The 17,461-nt window shown below is 45.1% G+C and carries 13 protein-coding genes and 3 tRNA genes; 3 read left to right on the top strand and 13 right to left on the bottom strand.

The annotated features are described in order from the left end of the window. The 5 genes from BUA40_RS13950 to BUA40_RS13930 all read right to left on the bottom strand — a co-directional run. Positions 1-95: GTP-binding protein (locus tag BUA40_RS13950; protein WP_139258098.1), on the bottom strand; the 95-nt coding region annotated here is incomplete at its 3' end. Positions 96-117: 22 nt separating this feature from the next. Next, positions 118-189: transfer RNA gene (locus BUA40_RS13945), tRNA-Thr, on the bottom strand. A gap of 46 nt (positions 190-235) precedes the next feature. Further along, positions 236-318 (bottom strand) — tRNA-Tyr (locus BUA40_RS13940). Positions 319-328: 10 nt separating this feature from the next. Next, a tRNA-Thr gene (locus BUA40_RS13935) sits at positions 329-401 on the bottom strand. A gap of 240 nt (positions 402-641) precedes the next feature. Continuing rightward, positions 642-1,550, bottom strand: a complete 909-nt coding sequence (locus BUA40_RS13930) for a hypothetical protein (RefSeq protein ID WP_072801457.1) — start codon at positions 1,548-1,550, stop codon at positions 642-644. A 77-nt stretch (positions 1,551-1,627) separates the two neighbouring features. Here BUA40_RS13930 and BUA40_RS13925 point away from each other — a divergent pair, with 77 nt between their 5' ends. Further along, the gene (locus tag BUA40_RS13925; RefSeq protein WP_072801456.1) at positions 1,628-2,038 is read left to right on the top strand and encodes an acyl-CoA thioesterase; all 411 of its coding nucleotides are present in this window, start codon (positions 1,628-1,630) and stop codon (positions 2,036-2,038) included. A gap of 126 nt (positions 2,039-2,164) precedes the next feature. Beyond that, positions 2,165-3,454, top strand: coding sequence for a replication-associated recombination protein A (locus BUA40_RS13920; RefSeq protein ID WP_072801455.1), 1,290 nt, complete (start codon positions 2,165-2,167; stop codon positions 3,452-3,454). Positions 3,455-3,510: 56 nt separating this feature from the next. On the opposite strand, the gene BUA40_RS13915 is transcribed toward BUA40_RS13920, so the two are convergent. Beyond that, the gene (locus BUA40_RS13915; RefSeq protein ID WP_072801454.1) at positions 3,511-3,867 is read right to left on the bottom strand and encodes a hypothetical protein; all 357 of its coding nucleotides are present in this window, start codon (positions 3,865-3,867) and stop codon (positions 3,511-3,513) included. A gap of 213 nt (positions 3,868-4,080) precedes the next feature. Here BUA40_RS13915 and BUA40_RS13910 point away from each other — a divergent pair, with 213 nt between their 5' ends. Further along, entirely contained in the window at positions 4,081-5,007 is a 927-nt protein-coding gene (locus BUA40_RS13910) for a WYL domain-containing protein (RefSeq protein WP_072801453.1), read from the top strand. A gap of 3 nt (positions 5,008-5,010) precedes the next feature. Here the strand turns inward: BUA40_RS13910 and BUA40_RS13905 are convergent, their stop codons facing one another. The 7 genes from BUA40_RS13905 to BUA40_RS13875 all read right to left on the bottom strand — a co-directional run bounded on the left by BUA40_RS13905 (position 5,011) and on the right by BUA40_RS13875 (position 17,340). Beyond that, a complete protein-coding gene (locus tag BUA40_RS13905; RefSeq protein ID WP_072801452.1) occupies positions 5,011-5,607 on the bottom strand; it encodes a fibrobacter succinogenes major paralogous domain-containing protein in 597 nt (198 codons plus the stop codon). 157 nt (positions 5,608-5,764) lie between these two features. After that, on the bottom strand, positions 5,765-7,714 hold the full coding sequence (locus BUA40_RS13900) for an ion transporter (RefSeq protein ID WP_072801451.1): 1,950 nt from the start codon (positions 7,712-7,714) through the stop codon (positions 5,765-5,767). Further along, positions 7,704-9,983, bottom strand: a complete 2,280-nt coding sequence (locus tag BUA40_RS13895; protein ID WP_072801450.1) for an FISUMP domain-containing protein — start codon at positions 9,981-9,983, stop codon at positions 7,704-7,706. The genes BUA40_RS13900 and BUA40_RS13895 overlap by 11 nt, the downstream gene beginning before the upstream one ends. After that, positions 9,976-12,600: a hypothetical protein gene (locus BUA40_RS13890; protein WP_072801449.1), complete on the bottom strand. Its 2,625-nt coding sequence runs from the start codon at positions 12,598-12,600 to the stop codon at positions 9,976-9,978. Before BUA40_RS13890 ends, BUA40_RS13895 begins: the two co-directional genes overlap by 8 nt. Before the next feature lie 13 nt (positions 12,601-12,613). Continuing rightward, entirely contained in the window at positions 12,614-15,388 is a 2,775-nt protein-coding gene (locus BUA40_RS13885) for a tubulin-like doman-containing protein (RefSeq protein ID WP_072801448.1), read from the bottom strand. A gap of 28 nt (positions 15,389-15,416) precedes the next feature. Continuing rightward, positions 15,417-16,337 carry a hypothetical protein gene (locus tag BUA40_RS13880; RefSeq protein WP_072801447.1) on the bottom strand — a complete coding sequence of 307 codons (921 nt, stop codon included), beginning with the start codon at positions 16,335-16,337 and terminating at the stop codon, positions 15,417-15,419. Next, positions 16,327-17,340, bottom strand: a complete 1,014-nt coding sequence (locus BUA40_RS13875; RefSeq protein ID WP_072801446.1) for a vWA domain-containing protein — start codon at positions 17,338-17,340, stop codon at positions 16,327-16,329. The genes BUA40_RS13880 and BUA40_RS13875 overlap by 11 nt, the downstream gene beginning before the upstream one ends. Positions 17,341-17,461 lie beyond the last annotated feature (121 nt).

Here is a 17,461-nt window from a genome sequence, read left to right as displayed (position 1 = left end):
ATTGCGGCGGTCAGAGTGGTTTTGCCGTGGTCAACGTGGCCGATGGTGCCGATGTTGCAGTGCGGCTTGCTTCTGTCAAAATGTTCTTTTGCCATGATTCTATCTCCAATTAGTGAGAGCCCAGATCGGGAGTCGGACCCGAGACCTCTTCCTTACCAAGGAAGTGCTCTACCACTGAGCTACCTGGGCTTAATAGCCTGCTGAAGCGCTCTCTGCTTCAGCAGGCGTTTTATCGTGGGCCGTCGTGGTTTCGAACCACGGTAGGCGTAAGCCAACGGATTTACAGTCCGTCCCCTTTAACCACTCGGGCAACGACCCATTATGTCTAAGCCAAAGATAGGAATCGAACCTACGACCGGCTGATTACAAATCAGCTGCTCTACCAGCTGAGCTACTTTGGCACTATCTAAATTCATTACTGAACATAGAAGTGTGCCAAATTTAATAAGATTTAGCCCGACTTGTCAACGAAAATCGTCAAAAAAAGCAAAAATTTTTCATTTTTTTCAAGAAATCTGTCTACATCATAGATAAAAGAGTGTGAATAGATTGTGAATAGTTTTGACCGGGGCAAAAAAGGACCCCTTTTCTCGTGGAAAAGGGGCTAACTTATTCAGTAACAACTATTTATAAATAGGCCATCATTTCCACAAGTCTTCCAGGGTATAACTGCCGTTCAAAAAGCCCGGGCACAGTTCCTTTTTCATAGAAACAGCCAAGTCTTCCAGGGCCATTACCGTTCCGTTGATCGTTGCGGGATGCGAATAGACATACCACGGACCATTGCAGCCTACCGAATAGCTGTAAATATCGTCATCGTCCTTGTGCGCATTGCAAATTTCAACAAGCGTCGCGTCATCAAGTCCGACATATTCTTCTGTTGTGCTGAACGTGGACGCATCGGCCATCGTCGTTTTCATAACGACAGCCTTGTCCGAATAGATGATATTCACGTAAACGGTGTCATTTGCCATGTTGACATCGCAGGACTGCGCCGCCTCGACAGGTTCGCCAAAATCCCAGGCGCCATCGAGGTCGCTGAAGTTAGACCTGTATTGATCAAACAGGCCGTCGCACTTAGTCTTGCCCTCCTCAATGGTGCTCTCAATCATGGACTGCAGCTTTACCGGATTCGTTATGCTGGGGAGCTCGATTTGGCTATGAATATTGGTATTAGAACAGCGGACATCTGCACCCGTGCCTTCAAATTCGCTTTTCACGGTTTCGCAAGTTTCATCGTATTCAGTCAGCAGGATTCCCGAGAGGTCAATATCCGCCGTATACCATGAAGGGTCACCCACTTCGGTCACCATCGACATGGTCATGGTCGAATGGTCGTAAACAATAAGGTCCAACATCATCTCGACAGACACGCTGTTTTCAGTAGCGTAGACATAGCAGTCCATGACAACGTTGTTGCCCTTCGCCAAATGACGCTTGTACACTTGGTTACCCGTCACCGTCGCCTTATGCACGGATTCATCGGTAGAAGTACAGGCCACAAGGGCAAGGATCGAAAGCGAAAATATTAACTTGTATAGAATGTTCATTGATTCCTCCGGCCTAAATATAAACATATTTGATCCAAAATCCTAGTTTAGGTTTTGAGAATTTATATATTTGACGCATGGAAATTTGTACTTACAAGCATACCGCACGTATTGAAGTCCGCTACGCGGAAACCGACCAGATGGGAATCGTCCACCACTCCGTTTACGCCGTGTGGTTCGAACAGGCCCGCACCGAATTTTTCCGCGAGGCAGGCGCAAGCTATGCCGACATGGAAGCCGAAGGTTTTGGCGCCCCGGTACTCGAGCTGAACGTGAAGTTCAAACAGCCCACCCACTACGGAGAGTTTGTAGACATCGAAACAACCATGACCCGCGAAGGAAGCCTCAAGTTCCGTTTTGAATACAAAGTATTCGTGAACGGGAACCTGTGCACCACGGGCTCTACGCTTCACTGCATGACCAAGGGCGGTCGCCCCACGCGCGATTTGCCGAGCGGTTTTGCAAAGTTCGAATTTGTCGAAGCGTAGATTTTTGTTGATACTGCGAACTGAACGGCCGGCTTTTCAGCGCGGTCGTTTCTTTTTTACAAGATTCGGCTTGACAGAGCCCTTAAATTAGTGTACATTTGTACATAACAAAAGAGATTTTGACTTATGGACCAGCCGCTCGCCGAAAGATTACGCCCCAGGAACTTAGATGAGTTTTTAGGCCAGAACAAGATTCTGGGCGAGCAGAGCCTGTTGCGCAAGAGCCTCGAAAACGACAACGTGCCGAGCATGATTTTCTGGGGCCCTCCGGGCTGCGGAAAGACGAGCCTCGCCCACGTGATTCGCCAGCATACCAAAAAGTCATTCGTCGCATTGTCGGCAGTGGCCAGCGGCGTCAAAGAAGTCAAGGAAGTCCTAGCTGACGCCCGCAAGATGAAGGCGATGTTCAAGGACACGATTCTTTTTATCGACGAAATCCACCGCTTCAACAAGGGACAGCAAGATGCGCTGTTGGGTGCCGTCGAAGACGGCACGGTGACGCTTATTGGCGCCACCACCGAAAACCCGGGGTTTGAGGTCAACAGCGCTTTGCTTAGCCGCTGCCAGCTGATTCTTTTTGCGCCCTTAAGTAAAGACGACTTGCGCACGCTGATTTTCAGCGCCTTGCGCGATCATCCTCGCGGCTTGCAGCTGAAGGATGTTGAAGTCGAAGACGCCGTCGTCGATAAACTCATAGCTCAGTCCGACGGTGACGCACGATTCCTGCTAAATCAGATTGAATGGATTGGCAAGAATCTGGGCGACAAGAAAGTCATCGACGAAAAACTTCTCGAAGAATTCCAATACAAGAAGCCCCTGCGTTACGACAAGGGCGGCGAAGAGCATTACAATTTAATTTCCGCTTTGCATAAGTCTGTGCGCGGAAGCGACCCCGATGCAGCCCTCTACTGGCTGCACCGCATGTTGCAAGGCGGCGAAGACCCGCGCTTCATTCTGCGCAGGCTTATGCGCATGAGCATGGAAGATATCGGCCTCGCCGACCCGAATGCTCTTCTGCTTGCCACGAGCGCCCGCGAGGCCTACGACTTCATGGGAATTCCCGAAGGCCTGATTGCTCTCGACGAACTCGCGATTTACTTATCGCTCGCCCCCAAGAGCAACAGCGTGGAACTCGCCGGAATGAAAGCCGATTCCATCGTGAAGCAGACGGGCACGCTCCCTGTACCACGTGCCTTCCGCAATTCGGTCACGAAGGTCGGCGAAAAACTCGGCTACGGAATCGACTACCAGTACGATCACGACAGCCCCGGCGCATACTCCGCTCAAGAGCACCTGCCCAAGCAACTCGAAGGCACCGAGATTTACCAGCCCAAGCCCTACGGCAAGGAAAAGCAACTCGGCGAAAGACTCGCACAGCTTAAGCAGATTAAACGAGAACGGAATAATCAGAAGTGAAAAAGCCGACCCTGAAACGAGTTCAGGGTGACATTGTTCAGGGTGACGAGCGGCGGTTAGTCGCGGTGGTTGCGTTCGTATATCTGGTCGATTGCGGCACCGATAGGACTATGCTGCACCTTGTCAATCGTCTTCATAGTCTTTTCCTCAGCACCGTCCAGGAAGTTCATCACCTTGTTGTAGATACGGTCGCAGCCCGCCTCCCACGAGGGGCCAATCTCTTCCATGTAGTTGGCGGCACGCTCCAGCGCATTGCCCACCTTCGCATGAAAGTTTTCGACCGCGTCAGGGAACAGGTCATGAGCCAGGTCATAAATGCCGTCCACAATGCCGAACAGCAAGCCTTCGCCATCACCTTCATCTTCTTCAACTTCTACCGCTTCAATCGGTTTGGTGTTTTCTTTTTTTGCCATAATGGACTCCTTTGTTCATGTTCATGAATAAATCTAACCATAGGTGTCCTTTGCTCAAATAGGCATTATTTTCACGTTCAAGACTCCAGAACTTTCATTTTTTCGAAATTGCCGTTTTTGTGAAAATTTGAAGGAACCGGGCTCACTTTTCAGAACCGCCGTTTTTAAAGCCAATGTATTCCATTTTCGGGGCGCAAAAACTATCTTTAAAGTATGGTTAGTGTATCTCAAAAAATCAAGGTGGCCGCATCGAACCTGTTGCGTTCGCAAATGGAATTGGACGTCGAAGACTACGGACTGAAAAGCCTGAGCGATCTGTGCAACAGGATTCTTACCCGCTATACGGACTTCACGCCACCCGACCCGACCAAAATCGGCCCGGACGATACGCTGGACAAGAACGTGGCTCCGCTGCAGTTCACGCTGAACCAGCCCGGCGAAAGCTTCGCGAACTTCGCGAATTCTTTTGCCAAGAATGCAGGCACCAAGATTGCGACCCTTTGCCGCTATTACTTCGAATGCTACGTGAACATGCCGCGCGGCAAGCGCGAATGCTTTATCTTTCGCGATAGTCTAGACAAATTAACTAGCGCCGCAGAAGCCCGCGAAAACGTGAACTTGACCTACCGCGACAAGCCCAAGCACGTGTCGCCCTGCTTTCTAGCATTCTCGCCCTCGCAGGTGCGCGCTTACGTCGTGGTATGCGACGACTGTATTGACGCGCCCGCTGCAACCCGATTCCATTCCCTGCGCCTTTGCCACATCAGGGGTGTCGCTCCCGAAACCGGTAGCGAAGCATTCCACTGCCAAAAATTCGAACTTTCTCGACAGGCAGAAACATTCCGCGAGCACTTTGACCCTTTCCTCTGTTACGGTCAGCAAGTCAAAGTGAAACTTACCGAAGAAGGCGCCAAGCGCTACAATAAGCTCGCTACCAACCGCCCGAAAGTGATTGCCAAAGATGGCGCAGAATGCGACGAGGTAAACGGAGCCGGCATCTACACCTTCGAATGTTCCGAGAAACTCGCAAAGGTGTACTTTCCGCAATTCCTAAGCGGCGCCGACATCCTGGAACCGCGAGATTTAAGGCTCTGGTTCAAGGAAGAGTTCGAGAAGGCCGCCGGAATCTATAAGGGGTAGCGATTACGCATCCTTGATCAGACGCACGGACGCATAAGCCGTATCATTCTCGTCTTCAAATTCTTCTGCACCATTTTCAAAGTACATGCTACCATAGCGTCTTTCGCCTTCGACGCACCAGAAATGAGCCGAGAAATCGATCAGATCAAAGTCGTCGTATTGAGTGCGGATTCCGCCGGGTACCATCGAGAAACCGTACTTGTCGGAACTTGATTCAATCCATTCTTCTGACGCAATAACGCTCAAGACATCCTTGCAGCGGGAATCCTTCTTCACAAAGCGAATCATCGTTTCCCATTCCTTTCGGGTCGGAAGGTGCCACCCCTCGGGAATTGCGATTTTCAGCGCATTTTCGTTGTACAAGTAACCGTACTTGTCGAAGTACTGGTAATCATCATCGTAGACATGGCAGTCGTCGGAATCCAGCTCGAATTTCAAATTTTCGGCCAGCCAAACCTGATTTCCGATTTTGCAAGTCTTGTATTCGGTGCCGTCGCGCGGGTCCACAAAAGTCCCCATTTCGGCAGCAGTTCTTTTTGCGGTCTTTTCGCCCTCCACCTGAGACAGGGCGGGTTTCTTGGCTACAACCATAACGGACATAAGCGTTCCTTTTTTAAGTGATTTGCCTTTGGATTTAAGGCAAATCTAGGTAAAAAGGGGTTCTTTAGGACCGTTTTTTAAATTGTACCATTTTTCTGGAACTTTTGAGGAGGCGTGAAAGTTCCAGTTTTAAAAATGTTTATTCCTGGTTATATCGTCACCTCTGAAGGCTTCGCTTTTCCATATCATCCAGTTTTGTACTAATTTCCTCAATTTTTCTATTGAGTTCATTGAGCCTACGGGTTCTATCCTCGTCACTTTTGTCACGAAGCATCATACCGTCCACGAAAACCGAGTTCAACAATGCGACACCTACAATACCACCGGCAAAAACAAGGGCGCAGAAACCAATACGGACTGCGGTATCCACCCACCAAATTCCCTGCCACCGTTTCACACATTCACTTGAAATCGTTTCTGGAATCGTATGCCATCCATCGTAAGTAAACAACTGGAATAGCGAAAACACCGACGTAATCGGATCTTTAAAGAACTGTTCACCTATTCCCAATTGCGCCGAAAGGAGATAAAGGATAAAGCCAAGGAAAGTCAAACAGATTGCAAAGATAATGATGATCGGCAAAGATCTAATCAACGCATGCCTAATGCCTTCAAAAAGATTAGCGAGATATCTCTTGAATATCTTCAGCAAGCGCAGCAACTTTAGCAATCGAACCACTCTCAGAATAATCATGGCATACATGCCCGACAGCAACTGATATTCATCTTTCAACATGAAAATGGAAGTAATCGACAAGAGCACAACTACTGCGTCCGTAATATTCCACCAATCAAGTCTCAGTAAAAAAGTCGTATCTTCCGAAGCCTCTATGAAAAAATATTTTCTCCCGGCTTCAAAAATTTTAAGAGCGATTTCAATCAAGAAAACAACTGTAAATAGCGCATCGGCAAAGAGCAAACCAGACATCAGTTCTTTTTGAGCCACATTCGCAAGAACCAAAAGAATGGCGACAACCGTACTCAATATGACAATGACCATATTTAAGTGTTCATACAAGAAACTCTTGAGGATCGCTTTACGAGGTCCTTTTTCAATAATCAATCCAAAAAGCAAAAGGAATGACACGTTGTCTAACGGACAGCTTAAAAATGTTCTTAACGCAGTGGAAGACTTTATAAACTCGCCAATACTAGAATCACTATTCCACCAAGAACTCCAACCAGGAATTTCTCCATGATAAACATGCCAAATATTTTTTATGACAAAGACAATTATAGCGATATAAACCATTCTGGACCACAAAGAATTATATCGCATTAATATATAGACTTGATATAATAATTCACCTGGAGATTTAAATTTATACTTTTTCTTTTCATCACCTTCTTTACAAAGTTCTTTTTTTCCCAACTTTTTACGAAACCAATTCAAAATCTTAATACATATCGAATCTATCCCACTGCAAAAATTGAACCCAATCTTGCCAAGGAAACCATAATCCCCATCATTTAAATACTTGTCTTCATCTTCATACCAATGTTTACCGCCTTTATAAAAACCGCGATATCCATATCTTAAGTAATCCCAACCCAAAGTACAAAACATCTCTAAGGCAAGTAGAACGATGGCAGAGACAAAGCCGCTTTTAAGAAACCAATGAGCAACATCATCCCTACTTAGAATCATTTCGCAAAACGCGTACCCCATCCACGACAAAAATGCAACGCCAATAAAGAAACTTCTTATTCTTCTATTTCTTCTAACAAACCAACAACTAAATTTATGCCTTTTATCTGGTTCGCTCCAAAAAGAACTCATTATCTTCCAAATATTTATTATAAGTGCAATGGAAAAATGAGCTATTTTATGGATAATCGCAATAATGAAAAGGAATGAAATCGGGAAAAAGTATACGACAATTTGAGCTATATCAAACGAAGGAAACGGAAGCGAATCTTTCCAAACAGCAACCAGCCACGTCACAAAATTCTGACTTCCATCATGTAACGGAGCAGTCTGTCTCAACCAGAGGACAAACAAAAATACAATCAGGACTAAAAAAAGAGCGCACGACTTATACGAAAGATTACCTAGATGATCTTTCCACTCTTTATCAGACAATGCCTTTTTATTCTTATTCAGCATGGACGTCTACCTTAATGAAACGATACACCAAAGAACTTTTTTCGGAGCAACCTTGCTTGCACGGACGGTGCTCAAAAATGTTATAGTAGAAATCCATCAAGAATTTATTTCCTTTCTTCAGCGCTCCACAAGGACTATGCCAATCCACATTTACCGTTATAGAGTCTTCTCCATCCAAAACGTTATATCCGATTCTGCAGAGGGAATCTTGCACCATATTCAAATCAACGATGGTATACTCCCCGGATACCTTAACGCTATCTTCTCTCCATAAGCTGCTATCTTTCCACACGCTATCACTCCTCGTATAAATCGCTTCGTAAAAACGAGTCAATTCAACATTCGCATTTTTCGGGAAAATGACACGTTTTTCCTTCTTCGCCTTCTCCGCCGCCTCTAAGCTCAATTCTATCGAAGGCAACGAATCTTCAACTAACACGATTCTATCAAATGCGCCATATAAGGGTTCCGTTTTTCCATTAGAAAAATGAATTATCGGCAAATCCGATCCATCTTTTAATTCACCAACAGTTCCCCTTATTTTCTTTACAATATTGTTTCCATCCGCTTTATTAGGGTAAGACACATAAGGAACTTTATCTCCATCGATTTTCACGCAACGGATAGAGTGTTTATCAAGTCCTTTGTCCTTTTCGCTAATCTTCATTCCATTATTAGCCATATTGGATGCCGCATTGGAAGCTATGATACTTGCAACATAAGCCTGCTGAGCATTCTTCATAGTAAAAGCCCACCAACTGGCATTTGTTTTTTCTTCTCTTCTAGCGCTATTACCGACATTGTAATACCCAGCCGGCAATGCAGAAAAACCTATAGAGTCCACACCCTTTTCGTCGTCATCCCATAAAGCACGAGATCTCAAATTAATCGCAGCGGCAGAATCACCACCAAAATAATCTATCAGGCCCTGCCATTCGGCACGAGTAGGCAATCTCCATCCATTAGGACAGGCATTAACGGCTTCCTCCCAACTATAAAAGCATCCGCCATCCTTGGGCAAGCCCGATTCCTTTGTATTACTATCCAAAACATGATTCAGATTGCTAGCCATCCACCGGATGCCATTTATTTCAACGGTAGCATATTTTTTTCCATCTCGAGCATCCGTAAGATTCCTTTGGCTGGCAACAAATCTGTGAATCATATCCAGATTTTTGAAAAAGACTGCATCGATACCATAAAAACAAACCATTGCTATTAGGATATAGAAGAAAAGCGCTATCGGATGTTTTTGGAAATCGACTTCCGTCTTTGATTCCTTATACCCGTTCTTTTCAAAAAGTTTCTTGATGTCCGAATACTGACGAATTCTTATTTTGATCTTATCCAGTTTCTCTGAGTTATCCAACCCTTCCGCTTTGGTACGATCCTTTACTTTCTCCTCAAAAATTTCTTTTAGGCACTTATCATTATTTTTATTTAAACGTCCAAACCAAACTTTTTTTTGCTTTTCATCAAAAGTCAAAATTTTTTCAACATCTTCATATTGAATTTCTTTCAAATCTTTATATTTCTTTGATTCTTCGCGACTTTCATTTAATTCTTTTAAAATATCGGAGCGTTTATTTTCTATGATGACAAGCAAATCGTCTATATCTTTTTTTATTGCATCGTCAAATTCATCTTCAGCATCATCAATATTTTTAATCTTTTTAAACAGCAACTGTTTATAACACGATCTCCAGGTGAGATTTTTCTCATCATTCATGAAATCATTGATTTCATCAGCGACAATATCATCCTGCAACTCCTCCAAATCGCCTTTTTCAGCACCTTCAGAAGAGACATTTGTATTATCAACATCTACATTCGTTTCAACATACAATTCCTGATCAAACCATTTCATGATTTTTTTCATTTTTTCAATCAGGATTTCACGTTTATTTACTTTTTCGTCTTCCTTCGGATTGATAATGTCCCTTAATTCCGATATCCAACGTTCCACACGGGAAATTCGAATAGAAAGCCTTTCTGCATCAGAATACAGCTTAAGCTTATCTTCCCTATCTAAAAGGTAACTGACAACGTCAAACTTTTTGAAATTCTTTATTTCATCTTTTGCAATTGCAATAAGATTTTTAAATCGCTCTTCAGAAACCCCTTGCGATTTGTACAAATCTTCCAATTCCTGTTTCTCTTTTGAAGACAGAATTCCATCATTGCCATAATATTTGGCAATCTGCAACTGCAAGGAGTTCGTAGAATCAACCTGTTTCTGTTCTTTATTTCCCTTTGCTTCGTTAGACATTCTCATCTCCCATCATGGCAATTTCATTCTCAGACAAGGCTTCAAAGCGTACCAAGGTCGCCTTGTGCGGGAACTGATAATTTTCAACATTCGGTTTTTCCAGGAAGCACTCTCTGCAATATTCGCCATTTTCGTCTTGCGGTTTGCTTATAAAGAGAATCTTCTTTGCATAATCCAAGGCATCTGAATTAGCAAGATCCCGCTTTATCAGGAACACTTCCGAAAGTTCATCCATACGACATAATTCCCGTTTAACATCCACGTCGCGGTGGCTTAAATAATCGTAATCCTTGCCTTTTTCAAGGAACTGGAAAACACTAAATTCGTCAAACCGGCTTTTCAGTTTTTTGGACAAATCCAACCTTAAAACATCCAGCAATTTCGCAAATCCGGAATCTTCTGCAAATACGCCGTCACGAAGAATTTTGTGCAGGAAAAGTCCACCCGTAACAAAGTCCTTCTGCTTGTTAAAGAAGCATTCCAAGCCCGATTTAAGCACCAGGGAAATAAACTGTCCAACGCCGCCGTCGCTCATCACCTGCGACAACAATGTGGACCGCCAATTCTTAAGTCGATTGACCATATCCCTGATATCGAAGCATTTCTTTTCCAATTCCGTGGAAAGCATATTTCGCTGGTCAATGAATATACCCGCAATATGCCCCTTCAATTTCACCACTTCTTTTTCTCTAGAAATCGAGTCGATCTTTTTGGCCAAACGGTTAATAGCGCTTCGATAATCCTCATCGGTAGTTTCCCATTCCCTCTTGATTTTATGAAGGATAAACGAGAAACTCAACACGGAAATGCCTGCCATGACATAAGTCACGATAGCGAACTTGCTCGTCAAGGGATCCGCCGATCCATTCACCACACAAGCAATTGCCATCGCCATAATGTAAATAAGCCAAGACAGGACAAACCGCTTGATGACAAAGCGTCTCTTCCTCTCGATTTCGTCAAGGACTTCTCGGCGTTCCTTTTCTTTTTCAGCCTTTTCCGCTTCAAAGCACTCTTTGTCTTTCTTCAGTTTCTTCTGCATTCCCAAGCAGATCTTGTCACGGGCGCGGCCATCCCCTAACGCCTGGATGATGCGCTCTCTCAAGGAATCTGCGGATTTGCGCAATTCCCTAAAGGCTTCAATATTCTGCTTCTTTTCTTCGATATCTTGCGAGATCAATTCGGAACGGGTCATTCCGCTATCACGATCCAGATTCACTTCATAAGAACCGTCATCTACCTCACCATCACTGCCCTTAGCGAGAAGCGAATTCGTTTCGTCAAGTTCCCTTGTCTTTTTGCGAATATGCGACGATTCCTGCCGAATCGTTTCTTCACTATCCTTAATCATTTCGCGCAAGTCGCCAAAAGACGTTACATCCACACCCTCTGCGGTAGGTAACACGGCGTATTCCGCAAAATCTTCATCCTTCGATAGTTTTGAATCGGCATTCATATAGAATTCAACCGCGTCATCAAAACAGTCTTCAAAAACAGGAGGATGACGGTCAAATACATTCCCCACAAATATCGGGTCGTCATTCCCTAACAGCTTTGAAAGGGCGGCCTCTTTTTCCGGCAAGCTGTAGGTGTTGTCGTCAAAGAAAGAAAGACATTTTGTCTTAAGGCTGTTGAGTTTTTCGTTTATTTCCGGAGTCACGGCAGCCATGATTTGTTCCTGATTCATCTTCTTTTCGAGAAGGGGAACAACTAGCTTTTCAAATATCTGCGAGAACATCCGCAAATGAGGCGGCAAAACCTTCTTGACGACATTTGTGACTATTTTGTTGACATCGACCTCTTTCTGCGCCACATTTTCCCTGTCCAAAATTTCCAGGCAGGCTTGGCGCAAAATTTCCTTGGCAGCTTTATCTTCGCGGAATTCCAAAACCGCGAGACCCAACGCATAGATGGGTCGGTCCTCGGGCACCATGATGGACGTAAAAAGAGTGTCGTAGTTGCAAATCGCCAACAAGGCGTATTCACCCATGATTTTCGACAACGAACGGTGTGTCAAATTCAGGGAAGCGCCCTTGGCGTTGCTATTCTGCATCAAGATGATAGAGAGATCGTCATTCTTTTTCTTGAGACCCACTATCTCGCGAATCACCTTTCCGGAGGTCTTTCTAAATTCGACCTTCTTTTTCGCCAAGACGTCTTCGGCGCTGCTTTCAAACAGGAACGCCATATCCGATGCAAACAGGAACAAGTCTACATGGAACTTAATATGGACATTGGCGCTTACATAGGCGATGGCATCCAGGAATTCCTTGAGTTGCCCCAAGCTCCTGGATTCATGAGTCGGCAAGATAAAACAGATATGCAGGGCCTTGACAGGGGAATCTCCCGGATTGTCTGCAGTCACCTGCAACCTGTGACATTTCTCAAAGAAATCGCATAACAACGCCGTACGTCCGTCTTTATCGATTTCGTTCAAGTCATCTATTGCGGTTCCCCGACATTCCTTGAAAAGGCCTATCTGAGAATCGCTTTCGGTATATTGCAAAATGCGAAAATATGCGCCGACACCCATCTTTGCATTATCTACATATTCTCGGATACCCAGAACCAAAGGCTCAGTGTTTTCTCCAAGCACAACAAAAAGCGTGTGACGCATATTTCAACCTCAATTACAGATTATTGATCAGTTTCAGTTCCTTGCTGACCAATTCGCCAATCTTCTTATGTTCTTTCATCTTAAGGTCAGAAGCCTTGATATTGACACCACTCAAGCCCTTGCCAGTTTCCCTGTCATAATACTTGGTCTTTGCTTCGGCAATGAATTGTGCCATATTTTCGGCGCCCTTGACGCTATATTCATTTTCAAAGAACTTGTTGAATTCGTCAATCGGGCGTTCACGCTTGAAGTAATCGTAAGCTTCGTCGCGGTACTTGGTATCCATGCTGACCCAATATTCATCCAGCGGATCGCCTTTCTTTTCGCTCTTGTATTCGTAGAATTCGCCCACGTGTCGAATCAAGCCGAAAATAAAGCCCTTGACCCAAGCTTCCATGATATCATCTTCGTCTGCTTCCTTAGGCATCAGACTCCAATTTTCACGCTTCATCTTCAACAACATGTCATCGTCAAAATGAGAGCTGGGACGAGATTCGTTTTCCTGATTCTTCTTGTATTCTTCTTCGTAGCGCATGATGGACGCCTGCGTATATGCAGGGTATACACCCGTCACGCGATAGGCGATAATACGGTCGCGCATGCCAATGCTCGTAAAGGTGACATCCGGATTTTCGGTGATGGTCTTCTTGAACGCATCATCTTTTTCCAATCTGCACTTGCCCTTTTCGGGAACACCGATGTAATAGGCATCTTGCGGATTGTCGTCGGAACTATAACCCTGCCTATCGTAACGAGCCAGAATCTGAGACTTGTCCTTGATCAAGTCAAGCAGGTTCTTGAATTCGTCTTCAGAAAGGGCATCCAACACCGCGTCAATAGACTTGTCCTTGAATTCCTTTACCGTCGCAAGCGTATCCGTATAGCCCAGCAAGACCTTCACCACGGATTCTGCGCTCTGGCCAAACACAGAATAAATCTTGCCATCGCCACTCAAAGCCTTCAAGAATTCACTGACCTGGACTTCTTCAGGCTTAAGCGCGATACTGCCAACGGTTTTGTCCGTCAAGTCGATCTGGAACAATCTGGACTGCGCTTCTGCGCTACCGGCCTGATTCTGCAAGGCGATTAAGCGTTCGTTCAAAATGCCGTACGCCTTATCGGCCGCATTCTTGATATTCGTTACTGTATTCTTTGCTTTTTCCAGCATGGAAAGCAGTTCTGCAAAAATCGAAATCGCAATGGAGCGACGCTGAATTTCACGTTCCTGACGGACAAGCTGGTTTACGTCTCCGACAACAGCGTCCTTCAAGTCATCCATGCCTTTCTTAAAGAACTTATGACTAAGCTCAATCAAGTCGCCAACATCCGTTTTCATCGTCTGTTCCAGGCGAGCGATATTGTCTTTAAGTTCCTTCTTTTCGGATTCCATTTCACCAACAAACAGATTTACCTGAGCGATAATGGAATCCAGCACCTTCCCGGTCAAGCCAATGCCACCTGCCTTGTCAAGCGTTTCCTTAACCAGTTTGTCGAGATTCGTCTGGAGGCGTTCCGAAATGCTCTTGCGAACCTTTTGCAGCGATTCCTCCGTTTCCTTGACTCGGGCCCTATAAGAGGAAATCTCGTTATCGACATTCTTTACGCTCTCGATTTCATAATTGACCTTCGGAGTCTTCGGCATAATCGAATCGATCAAGTGATCGTTGCCTTCATTCTCTCTGATGTTTACTTCAGGAGAATCAATCCAACCGTTGGCAATCATATTTGCATCGACATCCGTATTCATCAAGCCATCAATGATCTTCAGTGCGGCCTTTGCAGAGTACACATCGCCGAGCCTTCCGCCACGGTAAATAACTTCACAGGCGCCCATGCCCGATACCCAGGCAACCTTATCCTTGATATTGTAGGTGCCGGCGCCGATACGCTTTTCCAAATTGTCGCTAACACTTGCCGAAGCATTGCCTAATGCACCTGCAGAGGTCACCAGGCCGAGGCTAATCATTTCGGACATGGAATCGACAGTCTTATAGGTATCGCTATTGCGCGTCTTGTTGTCGATCAGGAACACGGCATTGAACGGATACCCGTTAATCTGATACGGTTCCTTCAGATACTGGAGCGTTACAGAGTTGGAGGCATCCAGGCTCATCAGGTAATCCAAATCCATCAAGGCGCCATAAGCGTTCGGACCAACTTGAGCCATACCGGACTGGGACATCAGCTTGAACACATCCGGAAGCACTGCGTATCCCGTCAGCTTGCAGTCCGCCTGCACTTCCTTGACGAGGCCTGCCATGTTGATAAATGTGCCGCAGCCCGTGCCACCGCAAATCGAGAATACCATATGGACTTCGATATACGGAGTGTCATCCATGGATTCGTATTTCGGATTATCATGTATCGTGGCACTCGTCAAATTGGCAATAGCTTCGGCCAAACGATTCTTGGCATAATCCCTGTTGACGGTCAAAGCAAAACGTCCGTTCGTACGGATCTGGCCTGCGCCAGCAGTAATGGACTTTAGCGAGCGGGTATTTCTTACCGGCAGCCAAGTAAACTTGTCTTTGTTGCGTTCATAAATCGCCATCGGGCCTTCAACCTGAATCGGCAATTTTTCGTCGTTGGTCAATTCGACTGTCTGACCGCTAATCGTTTTCAAGGATTTCTTGTAAGCGCCACCATCCGTATCGACACCCAAGAAACGGATCATAGGCGGAATTTCGCCATACGTTTCAAGGAAACGTTTCTTGGTGTGCAGCAAGGCAGTCATACCCGTACCACCCAAGCCAATGAAGAGACAGCGTTTGATTTTTGTCTTTGCCATATTGCAATCCTCGTTTGATTTTTAAACTTTATTGAATCGTCAGTTTGATTTTTGTGCCATCGGAAATCGATGTAAGCGTATAGATTTCACCCTTTTCCAGCGAATTGGAATCCGCCTCGAAATCAGAGGTTTTATAACGCATACGGATACGTCTCCTGGACGCCGGTTCAAATACCACATCCGATACCCATGGACCCTGAGAATCCTTTACATAAACAACCCTGCCCGTAAAGAGCTGCTCCAAGGCAGACTCTTCCTTGGAAGATCTGGTGCAAACCATTTTCTTGCAGCCGCCAATTTTGACGAGCTTGTAGAAATTCCCGTATTCGATAACGATAGAGCCTCCTCTAAACTTGGGATAAAGCTGGTCTCTGCCCATAACGAACCAAAGAAGCAGTAGCGCGATCAAAATGATCAGCATCCAAAAAAGGATCAATGCCACCGGATTCCATATGTGCTTCTTTACCACGACAATTTCACCCAAGACCGAATCATCGCTCTTGAGATCCGCTGCTTCGATATCGTTAATACGATCCATACCGCCCATATTCACCGCACGGAAATACCAATGGTGAACCTTGGCGGCAGCCTTCGGCCCAAGCACAAATCCCACATTCAGGGAATCCGTGTTTGTAGCAACTTGAATCAGATCCTGCTTGGAACCGTTTACAAATACTTCTAGTTCCGAAGCTTCAACCGGAACAAATTTACCGTTGTCATTGATTTTGAAGATTCCCAAACTTACGGCAGAGCCATATTTCTGAGCATCATTATTAAAATCAAAGAACATCGTATGGGTCAACGTGTCCGGAACGAATTTTTTCCATAGGAAATCATCGTATTCCTCGGTAGATCCCCAGGCAATGATGTCCTTACTTTCTACAGTGCAGCCAACAAAATTCAGTGTCAGAAGAACGACTGCGGCAAAACGTATAAAACTAGCGAACATAGAACCTCATCGTTTTTTCGGGTTTATTGACCAGAATCATATTGACCGGAACATCTAGAATGCGAATCAAAGAATAGGGAGATTTATCCATTCCTACCGCAGGGATAAACTTCAAGGAAATGGATTCGTTTCTGTCAACCGGCAAAGAATCCTTCAGTTCATCTTGGGACATCTTGAATTCAGGCTTGAATCGCACCGTATAATCGGCATCAAGATCCACAACAGCATTGACGTCCAAATAAGGATTATCCTCGCTGCGCACCAAAACTTTGAAACCTTCGGGAATACGTCCTGCACCATCGTTCGGAGAGAACTTGACAACGACATCGTTTCCAAAACCATCGCGCAAATTGTGGGCCACGCTTTTCTGGGGCTTCAACGAAACAATTGCATCGATATCAATTCCATGGATGGTTTCAAAACGACAAATTTCCTTTTCCTGGATCAGGACTTCACCCTTTCGAGCGGCATCGGTCAGCATGATGTAGTAACCGAAGACATCCTTTTCCTTTGCCATTTTGCACCAGGAATCCAGGACCCTTTCCAGTTTTTTCTTGTCAACATTATCATCGCCATCGGTCATCAGCTTCATGATGTCAATGCGATCAGTAGAAAAAATCTTGTCGATGGAATGCAAGATAGGTGCCGATATATTTGTATTCGTCACCTTGTCGTTTTTATAATCCTTGATCCTCTTTATAAGAGCGGACTTGCCCTCAGGCGTTGCCGGATAGCGCCATTCGTCCAGTTTTTCAGTATCCTGGAAAGGAACCACGACAATTTCGGTGCGTTCATTGGTAACAGCGTCAATGTCCTTGGACATGGCGTTGACCACTTTTTCATAAATATCCGGCGAACCATTGTACCCTTTCATAGAAAGGGTCACATCCCACAGATAGGTCAAACGGACATCCTTGACCTGTTGTGCCAGTAGAGTTCCCGGGAAAAGAAGAACACCTACCCAAAAGGATACCGCTAAATAAGCAAATTTAAAGTGTTTCATATCATTCTTGAATATAACATTTTATTTAGTCGTCCCTTAAAATCCCGCCCAGCCCGCATAACTATTGGGAAAAACTGATTTCTACCCTGTGAAAATATTGCAAGGTTTTCTAAAATATGAC

This window comes from Fibrobacter sp. UWT2, from assembly GCF_900142545.1.
Classification (GTDB): domain Bacteria; phylum Fibrobacterota; class Fibrobacteria; order Fibrobacterales; family Fibrobacteraceae; genus Fibrobacter.
Note: the sequence above shows the minus strand (reverse complement) of the source record. Positions and strands in the feature narration are given on the sequence as shown.